The sequence below is a fragment of the Desulfitobacterium sp. LBE genome, assembly GCF_007830365.1.
Taxonomy (GTDB): domain Bacteria; phylum Bacillota; class Desulfitobacteriia; order Desulfitobacteriales; family Desulfitobacteriaceae; genus Desulfitobacterium; species Desulfitobacterium hafniense.
The window spans coordinates 648,168-664,563 of sequence record NZ_VLKD01000001.1; the positions used below are offsets into that span (position 1 = coordinate 648,168).

Here is a 16,396-nt window from a genome sequence, read left to right on the forward strand (position 1 = left end):
CAGCAGACAATGAACCACGCGACGGTCATCGTTAACATCACCCATCCCAGGGATGCGGATTTGCAGAAAAAGTCCCTTTGGTTTTCTGAACAACCCGGCATTACCTTACTGACTTCTTCCCCGAAGTCTCTGGCCGGGGGAGCTGAGGAGCCGCCTTATCCGATTCTCCACATTACCCGCAAAGGAATTTATCTGGAAGCGGGGGACCATCCCTTGCACTTTCATCCCAGTATGGCCTTGCTGCGGGTTATGCAAATCCTCAGAGGAGAAGGGGATCGGTTTCTGGAGGCAGTTGACCTCCGGGCAGGGGATGTCTTTTTAGATGCTACCTTAGGTCTAGGAACGGATGCATTGGTCGCTGCTGCTCAAGTGGGGGCTCAGGGCAAGGTCATGGGCATCGAACACTCGCCCATTTTAGCGGCTCTGGTGAAAGATGGGTTAAGGACCCTGGCTCAAGGGGATTGTCCCCGTGTCCAAAACCCGGACAAGGCCAAAGCCTGGCAGGTCTTAGCTGAAGCGGCACAGCGCATCGAGGTTCTGTGGGGAGATCATCTTGAGCTGCTGGCCGGCTATCCTGCAGCCTTTGCCGACGTGGTTTACTTTGACCCCATGTTTCGCCACACCCGGGAAAAAAGCGCCTCCATCCGTCCTTTGCATGAGGTGGCCAACTCCTGCTCCTTGCAGGGTGAAACTATTGCCGAGGCCTGCCGTGTAGCCAAAAGACGGGTGGTGCTGAAAGAGCGGAAAGCCAGCCGGGAATTCAGCCGCTTAGGGTTTGAGATTCAAGAAGGGGGGAACTATAGTCATGTAGACTATGGGATAATCCACAAAGAAGGAGCCGGTTCATGAAACCCTTGATCATCATTGTAGGACCTACAGCCGTAGGCAAGACAGCTCTTGGGGTTGCCCTTGCCCAAGCTCTCCAGGGTGAGATTATCTCCGGGGACTCCGTTCAGGTCTATCGTAAACTGGATATCGGGTCAGCCAAGCCAACTTTGGCCGAACAAGGCAATATACCCCATTATCTGCTGGATGCTTTAGATCCGGCGGAATCTTTCACAGTGGCTCAGTTCCAGACTTTAGCCAATCAAGCTATCCAGGATATCCAAAGCCGGGGCAAGGTGCCGATTGTTGTCGGCGGGACAGGTCTTTACATCCGCTCTTTAATCGACCCTTTCCAATTTGCCGAACACGGCTCAGAGTCTATCCGCAGCTTCTGGACCGCCTTCCTCTCTGAACAAGGGAAAGAGGCTCTGCACCAGGAGCTGGCCAAAAGGGATCCTCTCAGTGCCCAGCGTCTCCACCCCAATGATACGGTCCGGATTATCCGGGCCCTGGAAATGTGCCAATTAACCGGTAAGCCCTTTTCCGAAACCCGCGGCAACCAAGATTTGAATTATCCGCCTTTGCCGCCTTCAACCCTCTATGTGGGACTTACTGCACCAAGGGAAATCATTTATGAGCGCATCAATCGCCGTTGTGAACAGATGGTGGCCGCGGGGCTGATCGAGGAAACCCACAATTTAATCAAAGAAGGCTATTCTCCAAAGCTTAAGCCTTTGCAAAGCATTGGTTACCGGCACGCTTTACTCTATCTTTACGGTAAGGTGACCCTTCCGGAGATGATGAGAATTTTTCAAAGGGATACCCGGCATTTCGCCAAACGTCAGCTCACTTGGTTCCGCAGGGATCCGCGAGTGGTTTGGTATGATACTTACAGCGGGAATTTGACAAATATACTTGAATCTTTGATTGGCACTTGCAGTGGGATGGAAAGTCGTGTAGAATAGGAAAATAGAAATAGATGGTGGTGGAGGGAAAAAAATGAATAAAGCGCCCATCAATTTACAGGATACCTTTTTAAACCAAGTCCGAAAAGAGAATATGCCGGTCACGATTTACTTAGTGAATGGCTTTCAATTAAAAGGTCTGGTCCGCGGATTTGATAATTTTACAGTGGTCATTGAATTCGAAGGTAAACAGCAAATGGTCTACAAACATGCTATTTCGACCGTCATGCCGCTTCGTCCTATTAATTTGGTCGCTGCTTCCCAGGCCTCGGCAGAGGAACGTTAAGAATAAGGTCAATATACAAAGCCTGATTCCCATCAGGCTTTTTTCGTGTTTCAGGTTTGCGGGCGGGTTAAGCGGCACCCGTTGGGGGACAAAACGTTGTCCGGGTCGCGTAGCTTTACGCACAACGCGAACTCCATAGCTCCGGGACTGGTCCACTCGCTTTCTTAACAGCTCCCGCCAAACCCCGCTGCATTCTGCATGTGAACCATGGCTCCGCTACGTTAAGAAAGCCTCGTTGACCTGACCGCCCCTCCGCTAAATCCGTCCGCTTTTGTACGTAAAGCTACGTCTTGAGGGTTTCTTTCAGTTTTTCCCTGGGGATCTGAGCCTCTTGTGAGGACTTCCTGGATTTAGCTTAAGGGCTTTTCTTAGCCCTCATAGCCTTTCTCAGGGCAGCCGACCTTGCCGCTTAAGCGGCGTCGGTAAAGACGGAAAAAGCGGCTCAGGTCAGGCGATCTTCCCCGACATCTCCTACAATGCCTCGCCTGCTCACTCCCGCAAAGCAGCCCAAGGATTTTGCTTTACACAAGGGAGCGAATTAAGCGAGCGGAAACAAAACTTCGCGAAAAGCACGCAGCGGAGAAAGGTTGGAAACAGGATGTTTCCAACCCGCCATTGAGCAGGAGCGATTTGGCGGGGGACCTTTCGGAGCGGAGAGCTTAAGCGTTAGTTTTGTCCGTGCAGCTTATTGAGCGACCGGTAGTAAAGCAAAATCCTGGAGACTCGGCCCAGAGCCCCGAGCTTTCAGACCTTTTTTCATTTAACTTCACCCTAACGCGGAAAATATAACTAAAAATAATTTATTGTAGAGATAATAAAGGCATGGTATATTTAAGGATAGTGTAATTTACTCATGAAAGGGAAATTCTTAATGAAATCAATGAATATTCGTAATATCGCCATCATCGCTCACGTTGACCACGGCAAAACAACCCTAGTTGATGCAATGCTCAGACAAAGCGGAACCTTCCGCGCCAATCAAAATGTTATGGAGCGGGTTATGGACTCCAATGACCTGGAACGGGAGAGAGGGATTACCATTCTCTCCAAGAATACAGCGGTCAATTGGTTGGATACAAAAATCAATATTGTGGATACACCGGGTCACGCCGATTTTGGCGGTGAAGTGGAACGGGTCTTGAAGATGGTGAACGGGGTGCTCCTGATTGTGGATTCCTTTGAAGGGCCCATGCCCCAAACACGCTTTGTGTTAAGAAAAGCTTTAGAGCTGAAGCTTGTTCCCATCGTGGTGATTAATAAGATTGACCGTCCTGATGCCCGTCCTGCTGAAGTGGTGGACGAGGTCCTGGATTTATTTATCGAATTAGGTGCCGATGAGGAGCAACTGGATTTCCCCGTGGTCTACGCTTCGGCCCGGGATGGGTTGGCCGGACTGGATCCCGACCAGCTTACCGATAGCCTGGAGCCTCTTTTCAGTGTGGTGCTGGAGCATATTCCCGCGCCCAGTGTGGATGTGGAAGCCCCTCTGCAGCTCCTGGTTACCACCCTTGATTATGACGACTATGTAGGCAAGATTGTGATCGGGCGCATTGTCCGGGGCAAGGTCCGCCAAGGAGAGAATATCGCCCTGATCAAACGGGATGGTGTTTTGGAGCGGGCCAAAATCGGCAAAGTCTATACCTATGAAGGGTTGAAACGTATCGATGTGCCCGAGGCAGAGGCTGGAGAAATCGTGGCCCTTACCGGCTTGACCACTGCCAATATCGGGGAAACCGTAGCCGATGCCAATAATCCGGAAGCACTGCCGGTGATTGAAGTGGATGAACCCACTTTGAATATGAATTTTATTGTTAACAACAGCCCTTTTGCCGGACTGGAAGGGGAATTTGTGACCTCCCGCAAATTAAGGGAGCGCTTATTCAAAGAGATCGAGACCAATGTGAGCCTTCGTGTGGAAGAAACGGACTCCGCCGATTCCTTCAAGGTATCCGGCCGGGGGGAGCTCCATTTATCCATTCTAATTGAGAATATGCGCCGGGAAGGCTATGAGCTTCAGGTTTCCAAGCCCGAGGTGATCTATAAGATGATTGACGGGGAGAAATGTGAACCGATTGAGTATCTTATCTGTGATATTCCGGAAACCGCTATGGGTACAGTCATTGAATTGCTGGGGAAACGGAAAGCGGAAATGATCAATATGGCCCATATTTCCCAGACCCAGATACGGGTGGAATTCAAAGTTCCCGCCCGGGGGCTGATCGGCTTTCGGGGGGATTTCCTGACCGAAACCCGGGGCGAAGGGATCATGAGCCATGTTTTCCACGGTTATGAGCCCTATAAAGGCGAAATACCGGGCAGAAGCCGGGGGGTTTTGATCGCGTTTGAGACCGGCGAGGCGACAACCTATGGGCTGCATTCCGCTCAAGAACGGGGCATCATCTTTATTGACCCCGGTACCAAGATTTATGAAGGCATGATTGTGGGGGAAAGCAACCGGGAACAGGACATCGAAGTCAATGTGGCCAGAAAAAAACATGTCACCAATATGCGTGCCAGCAACTCTGAGGAAGCCCTTCGTTTGGAGAAAGCCAAAGTCTTTACCTTGGAGCAGGCCCTGGAATATATTGATGATGATGAGTTGGTGGAGATCACACCAAAGAGCGTTCGCTTGCGGAAAAAGCACCTCGACAAAAATGCCCGTGTCCGCTATGCCAAATCCCTGGCTTCCAACAGCGCAAAATGAGCTAATAATTAAGACACCTTTCCCGTCTTGCTGCGTATAGTAGTAAAGACGGGAGGTGTCACATCTTATGGGAATACGCATTACCTTTCCGAGTGAAAAGAATCAGGCTCCGATCGTCCAAACACCACGGACTGAGAGAAATGCGGCCATCGTGGATTCATCTTCTGAATTATCCCGTGGACGCAAGGCAGCTCATCATTCATCGGAAAACGGTACCATGGCTGAGATTATCGCTGAACTCAATGCCCTCGTGGGCTTAAGCACAGTCAAACGTCTCATCCACGAGATTCAGGCTTACATAGAGATTCAAAAGAGACGGACACGGGAAAAATTAGTGGCGGAGCCCTTGGTTCTCCATATGATTTTCCGGGGCAATCCGGGAACAGGCAAAACCACGGTGGCCCGTTTAATCGGCAGACTTTTTAAAGAAATGGAAGTTCTGCAAAAAGGGCATATTATTGAGTGTGAGAGAGCGGACTTAGTGGGGGAATACATAGGTCACACGGCGCAAAAGACCCGGGATATGGTTAAAAAGGCTTTGGGAGGGATTCTCTTTATCGACGAAGCCTATTCTTTAGCCCGGGGCGGGGAAAAGGATTTTGGCAAGGAAGCCATCGATGCCTTGGTGAAGGCTATGGAGGATCATAAGACTGATCTTATTCTGATCCTGGCCGGTTATAAACACGAGATGGAATGGTTTTTACAAACCAATCCCGGCTTAAGATCCCGCTTTCCCATCCATATTGATTTTCCCGACTATTCCATTGAAGAGCTGCTGAGTATCGGCGATTCCATGCTCAAAACACGCCAATATCAGTTCACCGCTGAAGCCCGTGATGTTTTCCGGTTTATGCTGCAGGGAGTGCTGAATTCCCATCCGTATGCAGGCAATGCCCGTTTAGTGCGCAATATGGTTGAGAAAGCTATTCGCAAACAAGCCGTACGGCTCTATGCCAAACCCACCTCATCCCGGGAAGAACTCATGGGGATTCTGCCCTGTGATTTAAATCTGGATGACGATGACTTGAAATGAAAGAAGCCGAGTCCTTACTGGACAGTGACATATACAGCGGAGGTTCAAATGGATATTTTGGGTGATATCTCTGGGATCCGCGGAACCCAGCTCAAAGAACTCAAGGATTTGACTTCGCTCCGGACGGATCGTCCGGAGCTTATCCATGATGATTTATTAATGGGAATCTGTCGTCTGACCAGCCTTTGGAATAAAGAAATTGCTCTTTATATCAATCGCTCGGGAATGGTCATTGCTGTGGCCATCGGACAGCATGCAGCAGTTAAACTGCCCCCTCTGCCAGCCCGGCAAGCGGGGCGTTTGCGCTGTCTCCATACCCATCCCAGCGGCAATCCTCAGCTCAGTCCTATGGATCTGAGCGCCCTGAGTTCTGCCGGGCTGGAAAGCATGAGCAGTATCGGGGTCAGCAATGGGCAGATTACCGGAGTTGAAATCGCCTTTTCAGGAGATTCAGACTATCAAATCCTGGCCCTAAACCCTAAGGAATTTGTGAATTTTTCTTACGACGGGGCAGTCAACGATTATCGCTCGCGCCCTGCCAGCCCAAGCCTCAAGGTCTCGGAACAGGAGAAGGCCTTTCTGGTCGCTCTGGAGGAAGAGGAGCTGGGACTTGAGCTGCTGACCGAACTGACTGAACTTGCTCACTCTTCAGGTGTTGAGGTGGTGGGGCAGCTTCTTCAGCCCAAACGGTACGGGAGCCCGGTGAGTTACCTGGGCAAGGGCAAGCTGCAGGAGATGACCCAACACTTGCAAAACAGCGGCGCCAATGTTCTGATCTGTGACGATGAGCTTTTGCCCGTACAACTGCGGACTCTGGAGCAGGCTACCGGAGTTAAGGTGCTGGACCGCACCACCTTGATCCTGGATATCTTTGCCCAGCGGGCCAAATCAAGAGAAGGTAAGCTTCAGGTGGAATTGGCCCAGCTTAAGCATCTGCTGCCCCGTTTAACCGGTCAGGGACTCAGCCTTTCCCGGCTGGGCGGGGGAGTGGGAACCCGCGGCCCCGGAGAATCCAAACTGGAAATGGATAAGCGGCGGGTAAGAAAGAAAATTAATCTCTTGGAAAATGAACTGGGTGAAATCCGCAAAACCCGTACGACCCAGCGGCGGCAAAGAGAAAAAAGCGGCATCCCCCTCATCGCTTTAGTCGGTTATACCAATGCGGGGAAGACCACCTTTTTGCAAAAAGCCATGGAGCAGACCCGTTCCAAGGGGGAGAGTGTTAAGGGAGAGGACAAGCTCTTTGCCACCCTTGATCCCATCGTGCGCGGGATACGCCTCGATCAAAGGACGGAGATATTGCTTAGTGATACGGTAGGTTTTATTCAGAAATTGCCTCATCAACTTCTCCACGCCTTTCTCGCTACTCTGGAAGAGGTGCAGAATGCCGATGTTTTAATTCATGTCCTGGATGCCAGCCACCCCAGAGCTCTGGAGCGCGCCGATACGGTTCATAAGATTCTGGAGCAGCTGGAGTGCCATCATAAACCACGTCTTACCTTACTGAATAAAATCGATCAGCTGGATCATCCTTCTGATTTAAGCCGCTTGGCTCAGGAGCTGTCTCATCCCATACCGATGTCCCTTATTGCCAACACTTCACTGACTCCTGTCTGGAATAAAGTTCTTGAACTTCTCTAGTGCAGTGACAGACTTCAGTCGGCAAGGCAGTGGAGTGGGAGGTAAAGGAAGATGGATACAGCGAGGAGGTTTCATCATTGTTTTTGGATCATCTGCCCAGCAAAATTCTCGAGGCGAAAAATCAGGCCGAGCAGCTTTTAACGCTGCAGGAAAAGCCTATTCTTGATATTGCCGAATACAATCATGCCAAAGTCCTGGCAGCCTTTCAGGAAGAAAGGGTAAGCACCTATCATTTACAGGGCACCACAGGCTATGGCCTGGGGGACAGCGGCAGAGAAACTCTGGACCGGGTGATGGCCCGCATCCTGGGCACGGAAGCTGCTTTGGTGCGGGGACAATTTGTATCGGGAACCCATGCCATTGCCACAGCTTTATTCGGTGTTCTCCGGCCTGGTGATCATTTTATTTCCGTTACGGGAGATCCTTATGATACACTGGAAGAGGTGATTGGCATCCGGGGAACAGGGCAGGGGAGCCTTAAGGATTTTGGGGTATCTTATGACTCGGTTCCTCTCAGTGAAGAAGGAACTATTCAGCATTCTCTGGTAAGTCAAGGGATAAAGCCCAACACAAAAATGCTTATTCTTCAGCGTTCCCGGGGCTATGCCTGGCGCAATTCCCTTCCTATGGAGCAAATCGCCGCCTTTGTGGCTTATGTCCGGGAGCATTTTCCTCATCTGATTATTTTTGTGGATAATTGTTACGGTGAGCTTGTGGAAAAATGTGAACCCGGGGATGTGGGAGCCGACCTCATGGCGGGATCCCTGATTAAAAACCTGGGGGGAAGTTTAGCTCCCACAGGAGGATATATTGCCGGCAGACAAGAGCTTGTTGAGAAAGCCGCCTGCCGCTTAACTGCTCCGGGGATTGGCGGCGAGGTGGGAGCGACCCTCAGCTGGCAGCTGCAGTTCTTCCAAGGACTGTTCTTCAGTCCTTTGACCGTAAGTGAGGCGATTCGGGGAGCGATTTTTTCCGCTGCCTTTTGGCAGGCCTTAGGGTTCGAAGTCAATCCTCTTCCCGATGCCCTGCGGACGGATCTGATTCAAGCTGTTAAACTCAATTCCCGGGAGGCGATGATTGCTTTTTGTCAGGGCTTCCAGAAGGGTTCGCCTGTTGACAGCCATGTCCTGCCCATTCCGTCGGGAATGCCGGGGTATGAAGATGAAGTCATTATGGCCGGGGGAACCTTTATCCAAGGTGCGACCAGCGAATTCTCCGCGGACGGCCCCATGCGTGACCCCTTTATTGCTTATCAGCAGGGCGGGGTTTCCATGAATTATATTAAGTTTGGGAATCTATTAGCGGCTCAAAAACTTTGGGAACAGGGATTACTAAAGTGAGGTGCACACCATGGGAAACGAACAGGATATCAACGAACAAGATATCAAAGTAAAAGCGAAGAGTATGTTTAAAACTATTATTGAAGTCATCGAGATTGTGATTATTGCCTTTGCCTTGTCCTGGGTCATTCGCACCTTTGTGCTGGAGGCCAGATTAGTCCCCACCGGCTCTATGCTGCCGACGATTCAGCTTCAGGACCGGATTATTGTCGATAAGTTCTTTTTTAAGCATTTTGGTGATTTTGAACGAGGGGATATTATTGTTTTTCATCCGCCTTCCAGCGCCCACTCTTCCGACGATTTTATCAAACGTTTGATTGCTTTGCCGGGAGATACCATTGAGATCAAGGATCATAAGACCTATATCAATGGCCAGGAAGTGGAAGAGCCTTACGTTATGGAGCCTCAAATTAAAAATCTTGAGCCTTTGGTCGTTCCGGAAGGTTCCGTTTTTGTTATGGGAGATAATCGCAACAGCAGTGCCGATTCCCGGGAATGGGGTTTTCTGCCGATTGAAAACATCTCCGGGATGACGTTATTTCGTTATTGGCCGCTTAACCATATTGGAACAATCGATTGATTTAGGCAGCCTTTTCACCCCTGTGCATATAGTATAGAGTAAACCTGTTGCTTGGCTTGTGCAGCTTTATGTACATCCGTACACACCTAAGCACTGTTTTCAGGTTTTCTGGGCTATTTTCTAAAATAGAATAGAGAGGATGGGTACGCCAATGACACGGCAAAAGATTATTATTCTCTTCGGAGGTCAATCCGGAGAACATGAGGTTTCCCTGAACTCTGCCAGTTCTGTACTTAAGGCCATCGATCAAGAAAAATATGAGATAGAGACGATTGGCATTGCCAAAAACGGCCAATGGCACTGGGGAATACGTCCTGAACAATGGCAGCAGGACCCCACCCTGGAGGGTATTCCTGTCATTCTTGCCCACGATCCTACGAACCCCCGCTTTATCGCCTTAGACGGCAGTTCCCTTCCTCAAGATGGGAAGTTTGCTTTGATTTTCCCCGTTCTTCACGGACCCTTCGGAGAGGATGGGACCATCCAGGGCTTGTTTGAAATGGCCAATATTCCTTACGCCGGCTCCGGAGTTCTCGGCTCCGCTCTGGGTATGGATAAAGACCGTATGAAAGCAGTTTTTACCGAAGCGGGCCTGCCCCAAGCCCCTTATCTCACCGTACTTAGAACCATGCTCCAGAAATCAATGGAGCAGCTGCTTGATAATATCGAACATTCGCTGGGTTATCCTTGTTTCGTCAAGCCTGCCAATTTAGGCTCCAGCGTAGGCATTTCCAAAGCACGGAACAGGGAGGAGCTCATCCAAGCCCTCCAGCTTGCTGCGGAGTACGATCGCAAACTGGTCGTAGAGCAAAATATCGTGGGACGCGAAATTGAGTTGAGTGTCCTGGGCAATGAGGATGCCCAAGCCAGTATCCCGGGAGAGATTCTTCCCGCCAAGGATTTTTATGATTATGAAGCCAAGTACATCGACACCGGCTCTCAGCTGGTGATTCCCGCTCCTTTGGCTCCCGAGGTCGTCAGGAGTTTGCAGGAAAAGGCTGTTGCCGCTTTCAAAGCCGTCGAAGCCTGCGGCTTAAGCCGGGTGGATTTCTTCGTCACGGAGGGCAGTCAGATCTACATCAACGAAATCAATACCATGCCGGGGTTCACTCAGATCTCTATGTACCCCAAGCTTTGGGAAGCCAGCGGCATCCCTTACACCGAATTGATCACCCGCTTGATCGAGCTGGGCTTCCAACGCTTCAGAGACAGCCGTTCCCGGAAAATATCCCGTTAGTATATCGGTATACAGCCCTGAAAGCCGTTTAGTCAGCGGAGTTCAGGGCTTTTTTTGTTTAGACTTTTATACTTTATCAATGAAGAAAATGCTTATACTATTCGCCTGCTCTTTTGGTCGTATATCACAACAGTTACCATTGAAACAAGAACAATCACAGCATTTGCGGCAATTGTTCCCGCCCAAGTCATCGTCATGGTGCCAAAGAGGGGAGATGCCGCATTGAACATGGTGTGGAATAATACGCACATAAACACACGGCCTTTTCCGGATATTTTGTAGATTGCCCCGTTGAAAAACCGAAAGGCCATGAGTTGAACTGCAAACATCCAAAAGTTAATGAGGCCCTCACCGTGATTCGTCCCCGGAATGAAGAAGAGAGGGATATGCCATAAAATCCAAATGATGCCAACCAAAAGAGAAGATAGAACAAAGCCATATTTTTTGTCAAGCTCAGGCTGCAATACGTACATCCAGCCAGCTTCCTCCAAGCCGCCGATAATAAGATTACCAGGCAGGGAAAGGAAGAACATATAAAATGGCAGCACCATTGCCGTGCCGCCTGAAACTGCAAGATGTGTCAAAAAATAGAGTGCAAGCCCGGCAACAACGAACAAATAGAGAGAGATGTTATTTTTGGCGTAAAAAACAGTTTTCAACCATTCCTTAAAATCTGCTATTTTGTTATTTTTCTTGAGAACGATATATGAAGCAATAGCGGGCGACAAAATATAGATTGCAAAAGGAATATTCATCCCAAATTGCTGTAACGAGTGAACCCAATTGTGAACCGAATATCCGAATTGCCCAAGTGCAATCAAAGCGCCTGATACAAGATAGGCTATGCAAAATGTCAGCGTCGTAAATTGTATGATGATTTTTTTGTCTATCATGATTTCTTAACCTCACAGTTCCCTTGCTGCCATTGCAAAGTTCGCTCCGCACAAATATAAATTTAATAAATCCATTCTACCATAAAAATCCTGCCTGTCATTGTACTTTCATAATAAAAAAGCAGACATCCACCCACATCAGTGTGGAATGGAGGTCTGCTTTTGCTGTCCCTGTAGTTTATAAATCAGTGTAAAATACGAAATACCCCAATAACTTTGCCCAAGATAGTGACATCCTGAGAGTAGATAGGCTCCATATAAGGGTTTTCAGGTTGCAGGCGAATCAGTGTTTTTTCCTTGTAGAACCGTTTTACCGTAGCTTCTTCATCAATCATGGCCACGACGATCTCGCCATTACGGGCTACTTTTTGCTGGCGTACTAAAATAAGATCCCCATCCATAATTCCCGCATCAATCATACTTTCGCCTTTGACTCTCAGCATGAACACTGTATCTGAGTTAACCACATCAACAGGAAGCGGGAACGTATCTTCGATATTCTCCTGGGCTAAAATAGGCTGCCCGGCGGTTACTTTGCCAATGATGGGGACAAAAACAGTCTTTTTCTCATTAGCATCACTGGAACTGTCTAATATCTCAATGGCTCGAGGTTTGGTGGGATCGCGACGTATGTACCCCTTTTCCTCAATGGTCTGCAAATGCCCGTGAACAGTGGAACTGGACATCAAGCCAACGGCGTCGCCTATTTCGCGGACAGAGGGGGGATAACCCTTTTCTCGAATAACCCGTTTAATATACTCCAAGATATCGGTCTGTCTCTGTGATAAATCTGGATACACCCAATTTCCCCCTTTCATATGTTCTAAACCTATTTTAGCATTAAATATTCTTCTGTGCAAACAAATGTTCGAAAAAGTATTGACGAATCTTCCTGGTCTCCTTTATACTGTTTTCAGGAACTTATGTTCGCATTTATTTGGTTTAACGGGAACATAGAGGGGGATTAATATGAGTGCTTGTTCTTCTTCCGTCCGGAACTACAGAGGCCATTATAGAAGCTATCGGAATTATCGAATGAAACAACTGCAAAGGCAGCTGTGTTCTTATATGCTGCTTTTCCTCATGGTCTTTGGCAGTATGGGCTGGTTCTTCTGGGACTGGAGCCAGGCAAACAGCAGGGTAGAGGACCTTGCTTTCCAGCCGCAAATCGTTCAATCCGGGGACACTCTTTGGTCCTTGGCTGAGAACTCCGACCTGCAAATCGATACCCGTACGCTTGTTCTTAAAATTATGGAATACAATCAGCTCACAGATACTACCATACAAACCGGTCAAGTGATTTATACTCCAATCTTAAAGAATCAGCCTTAGTTATACTTCTAATCCGACCTTTCCCCCCATATTATGCATTGTAGAGAGGGGAGAGATGAATGAGGATGCGCAAAGGCCTTAAACCGAGACAAAAGCACTGGACTTTGTTCCTGAAGCTGCTTGTGGTCATTCTGATCAGCGCAGTTGCCTGGAAGGGCATCCATAAGCCGCCCAAGATCTCTGCTGATATCTATCCTTATCTCACGAATTTGTCTGCTGAACTTGTGCTGCAATGTCAGAAAGAAGGGGAGGGGATTTCCTCTGCAGCTTGGGCGGATTTATTAGCTATACGAAGCACCGTTGAAATAGATGAAGAGCATTACCTCATCCAACAGCTCCAACAGGGCATAGGGCTTCAAGACATTGTTTGGAAAAACACGGAAATCCAAATCAGTGAAGATGTTGTTCAACAAATCCTTGAGAGGCGGCAGATTCTTTTAACTTATCCCTTTTATGAGCCGGGCCGTTTTGCTTTTCCGGTGATGGGTCAGGTCTGGTACATGGATACCTTTGGGGCAGACCGGGAGGGTGGAGCACGCAGACATGAGGGAACGGACATTTTTGGCGCAGAAGGCATTCCCATTATCAGTGTTGGCAACGGCAAAGTTGAGAAGCTGGGTTGGAATCGCCTTGGCGGAGAACGGGTAGGGGTTAGGGGAGAAGATGGCAACTATTATTACTATGCTCATCTAAAGGCTATAAACCCTCAACTCCGGGAAGGCCAAGAGGTTAGGAAAGGGGATTTTTTGGGGACATTGGGACATACGGGGGATGCTCTGACAACTCCGGATCATCTGCACTTTGGTATTGAACTTCCTAATGGCGAGTGGGTGAATCCTTATCCGTTCCTATATATCTGGCAGCAAAGTCAGAGTTAGAAGCAGAACAACCCTATTACCAACCAAATTGCCAATTGGTTGGTAATTTCATGATGGTCTTGCCCTTAGGGTTAAAATTCATTATTATATAGAGAGGTCGATATTGTCCAGTACATCTTATCATCTTATAAAGAAGGCAAGATATGAGTAAAAAATCAAGGAAAAGAGTTTTCCTTACGTTTTTAACGATGATTGCGACAGCGGCAATCGTTTTAACCTTTTTTCCAGGTTTGTTGGATCGAACGGGTTTAGCGAGTACCCTTCATACTCTAAGTTCTAATCTCTTAAACGGTCAAGAGAACCCGGATAAAGGGGCATCTCTTGACAAAGGTGCCGGAAAGAGCAACCTCAACCTGACCAAGACATCCCAGAGTCAAGTGGATGCTAATCAATTTACGCCTCCTGAAGACTCCAGTTATCTTATGCTTAATTTACAAACAGGGGAGAGGCTTCTGGAGAAAAACGGGGATACACACCGGGCGCCTGCCAGCACAGTAAAACTTTTAACCGGGCTTCTTGTTCATGAAAAGCTTCAAGCGGATGAGCTCATTACCTTAGGAGAGGAAGTTAAGGTGGAAGGCTCTGTTCTTGGCTTTAAGCCTGGGGATAAGATACTTGTCAAGGACTTGTTTACGGCAATGTATGTATACAGTGCCAATGACGCCGCTAATGCCTTAGCTGTGGCAGCTTATGGCACTAAGGAGCAGTTTATTCAGGCCATGAACAGTTATGCCGCTGAACTTGGTTGTAAGGATAGTCAGTTTAAAACAGCCGATGGTATGCCGGCAGAAGATCAATATACTACTGCCAAAGATTTAGCCATTATTGCTGCAAAGGTAACGGAAACCCCTGTGCTCATGGATTATATCAATCAAAAAAAGGCATCTGTAGAATGGACCGATGCCAACGGTTGGAAGCAGGTCCGGGAAATCTCCAATACGAATCAACTTTTAGGTATTTATCCGGGAGATCAAGGGCTTAAAACAGGGACCACAACCGAAGCCGGCCAGTGTCTTGTAACATATATCACAAGCGAGGACGGCGACCTTTTATTGGTCCTATTAGGCAGTAAGCAGCGTTATACGGATACTGTTGAGTTATTGGACCAAGGAATGGCTAAGATACGAACACGGTCGGCCTTAAAAAATATTTTAAGCAGTCCGGATGCGTTTTATAATATACCAGGATTTTTCGTACCGTAGTCTAAGCTGACTAGGGTCAGTTTATTAAACATGGGAGTGCTGAATCATGAAACAATACGGTGAATCTTGTGTCCTTGAGAATCGACTCTGTACTGAATGCGGTGAATGCGACCGCTGTGAATTAAACAGCGAAAAAACCTGTGATAATTGCTGTAAGTGTATAGAATCTACAGCTGACTTTGCGGGCATTGAAATCGAGGAAATTATAATCAACACTGAAGATATTAGAACGAAACATCCCGTTAAAACGTTTAGAATTAAAAACGAAGACAATTAGTTAACTCTGAGCTCAATAGCTTATTTATGCTTATTTAAAGACCTTCCCAAATGACAGACAGGAACTCAGCTAAGGGAAGGGTCTTTCTTTTTTTATTTTGGGTCCTATAATAGATATTATGTAAAGCTGTCGGCATACCCATGGAGGGTATAATGCTACCTCATTTGAAAAGTTCTGTTAACAGATATTGATACCTGTACAGAGCCATATTTATTAATGCGGTTCATGACTGTTTGCATGAGAAATGCCAAATTTTTTTGCTAGTTCCCGGCTTGTATAACCTGCTCTATAAAGTTCCAGCAAATGCTTTTCATCGATATCTTTTGGAGGTCGTGCCATCTTGAATCATTCCTTTCTGTACTTATTATGTACAGCCTTACAGGAATATCCAAAATAGGACCCAAAAATTATTAAATTAATTATATGATTTATTTGACGTTTTGTAAAGTAATTATGCTAGCACCTATAACCCAATCCATCCAACATCAAAATAGCATCCTGACCACGCTATATGCCTTATTTTATCGGACGATACCTAAATCCATCCCCTCTCTGGGGCGGTATTTCGGGCCGGATGGATTTAAGTATGGAAATGTAATACAATCACCCTGCAGCGATGCCAGGCCGGTTCCGGATTTTGTATTACATCATCCTCCATATCCTCACTTCCATCTTTATCCCCTCATTAATCTTTTCGGAAATCTTTTTTTCAGGCATCCTCGGTATTTTCCTAGGCATCTTCCCCGGGATGGTCACGGCTCCGGCGGTATTCCTGGTTCTTTTTCGGTGCCCCCGGCGTGCATGAAGGTGCCGGGGACCTCACGCCCTCACCTCTCCGCTTCGCTAGGTCTTGCATGTCTCTATGAACAAAAAATATCGCTATGCGCGCTCACAACAAATTTTAACCCTATGATTGAGGAACGTATAGGGGCACCAGAGGGAACGGGCATGGGGCCGGTGGGAGCAAACCCTCTCCACCCCATCAAGGACACCCAGGGAGCAATTTACTGCGCCGAAATGGGGGCCTGGTGCTCCACATCTAAACATCTCGTCGGCTACAATTCGCTGACGCTCATTTTGCGGGGATTCTCCCCGATACCCCTGTAATACGAAAAGAGGCACCGGAGCTGCTGGGCCCCGGGAAATTTGTATTACAAAAATAAAACCCGGCCTGGGATCCCCGGGGCCGGGTGTGTATTACAT

General features: G+C 48.1%; 16 protein-coding genes. 14 read left to right on the top strand and 2 right to left on the bottom strand.

The features are described from left to right. Positions 1–9: 9 nt before the first annotated feature. The 9 genes from DESLBE_RS03065 (at position 10) to DESLBE_RS03110 (ending at position 10,611) form a co-directional block, all read left to right on the top strand. Positions 10–849 (top strand): class I SAM-dependent methyltransferase, encoded by an 840-nt coding sequence (locus tag DESLBE_RS03065; protein WP_144675058.1) that lies wholly within the window; start codon positions 10–12, stop codon positions 847–849. After that, positions 846–1,790, top strand: a complete 945-nt coding sequence (miaA, locus tag DESLBE_RS03070) for a tRNA (adenosine(37)-N6)-dimethylallyltransferase MiaA (protein WP_144675060.1) — start codon at positions 846–848, stop codon at positions 1,788–1,790. Before DESLBE_RS03065 ends, miaA begins: the two co-directional genes overlap by 4 nt. Before the next feature lie 34 nt (positions 1,791–1,824). Then, a complete protein-coding gene (gene hfq / locus DESLBE_RS03075; protein ID WP_005811582.1) occupies positions 1,825–2,076 on the top strand; it encodes an RNA chaperone Hfq in 252 nt (83 codons plus the stop codon). 871 nt (positions 2,077–2,947) lie between these two features. Beyond that, positions 2,948–4,780: a translational GTPase TypA gene (typA, locus tag DESLBE_RS03085; protein ID WP_015944189.1), complete on the top strand. Its 1,833-nt coding sequence runs from the start codon at positions 2,948–2,950 to the stop codon at positions 4,778–4,780. Between the two features lie 67 nt (positions 4,781–4,847). Beyond that, a complete protein-coding gene (locus tag DESLBE_RS03090; protein WP_005811577.1) occupies positions 4,848–5,813 on the top strand; it encodes an AAA family ATPase in 966 nt (321 codons plus the stop codon). Between the two features lie 48 nt (positions 5,814–5,861). Next, entirely contained in the window at positions 5,862–7,454 is a 1,593-nt protein-coding gene (gene hflX, locus DESLBE_RS03095) for a GTPase HflX (RefSeq protein WP_011459781.1), read from the top strand. 77 nt (positions 7,455–7,531) lie between these two features. Beyond that, on the top strand, positions 7,532–8,794 hold the full coding sequence (locus tag DESLBE_RS03100; RefSeq protein ID WP_005811572.1) for a methionine gamma-lyase family protein: 1,263 nt from the start codon (positions 7,532–7,534) through the stop codon (positions 8,792–8,794). Positions 8,795–8,804: 10 nt separating this feature from the next. Continuing rightward, entirely contained in the window at positions 8,805–9,374 is a 570-nt protein-coding gene (lepB, locus tag DESLBE_RS03105) for a signal peptidase I (RefSeq protein ID WP_005811571.1), read from the top strand. A 151-nt stretch (positions 9,375–9,525) separates the two neighbouring features. Next, positions 9,526–10,611, top strand: coding sequence for a D-alanine--D-alanine ligase (locus DESLBE_RS03110; RefSeq protein ID WP_144675062.1), 1,086 nt, complete (start codon positions 9,526–9,528; stop codon positions 10,609–10,611). A gap of 92 nt (positions 10,612–10,703) precedes the next feature. On the opposite strand, the gene DESLBE_RS03115 is transcribed toward DESLBE_RS03110, so the two are convergent. Both DESLBE_RS03115 and lexA read right to left on the bottom strand, forming a co-directional pair. After that, a complete protein-coding gene (locus DESLBE_RS03115) occupies positions 10,704–11,504 on the bottom strand; it encodes a CPBP family intramembrane glutamic endopeptidase (RefSeq protein ID WP_144675064.1) in 801 nt (266 codons plus the stop codon). 185 nt (positions 11,505–11,689) lie between these two features. Continuing rightward, on the bottom strand, positions 11,690–12,304 hold the full coding sequence (gene lexA, locus DESLBE_RS03120; RefSeq protein ID WP_011459777.1) for a transcriptional repressor LexA: 615 nt from the start codon (positions 12,302–12,304) through the stop codon (positions 11,690–11,692). 169 nt (positions 12,305–12,473) lie between these two features. On the opposite strand from lexA, the gene DESLBE_RS03125 reads away from it, so the two are divergent. The 5 genes from DESLBE_RS03125 to DESLBE_RS26475 all read left to right on the top strand — a co-directional run bounded on the left by DESLBE_RS03125 (position 12,474) and on the right by DESLBE_RS26475 (position 16,300). After that, positions 12,474–12,836: a LysM peptidoglycan-binding domain-containing protein gene (locus tag DESLBE_RS03125; protein WP_144675066.1), complete on the top strand. Its 363-nt coding sequence runs from the start codon at positions 12,474–12,476 to the stop codon at positions 12,834–12,836. 59 nt (positions 12,837–12,895) lie between these two features. Next, the gene (locus tag DESLBE_RS03130; RefSeq protein WP_144675068.1) at positions 12,896–13,714 is read left to right on the top strand and encodes a M23 family metallopeptidase; all 819 of its coding nucleotides are present in this window, start codon (positions 12,896–12,898) and stop codon (positions 13,712–13,714) included. Between the two features lie 143 nt (positions 13,715–13,857). Beyond that, entirely contained in the window at positions 13,858–14,916 is a 1,059-nt protein-coding gene (locus DESLBE_RS03135; RefSeq protein WP_144675070.1) for a serine hydrolase, read from the top strand. 46 nt (positions 14,917–14,962) lie between these two features. Further along, on the top strand, positions 14,963–15,193 hold the full coding sequence (locus DESLBE_RS03140; protein WP_035213964.1) for a hypothetical protein: 231 nt from the start codon (positions 14,963–14,965) through the stop codon (positions 15,191–15,193). 948 nt (positions 15,194–16,141) lie between these two features. Further along, positions 16,142–16,300, top strand: a complete 159-nt coding sequence (locus tag DESLBE_RS26475; protein WP_172625359.1) for a hypothetical protein — start codon at positions 16,142–16,144, stop codon at positions 16,298–16,300. Positions 16,301–16,396 lie beyond the last annotated feature (96 nt).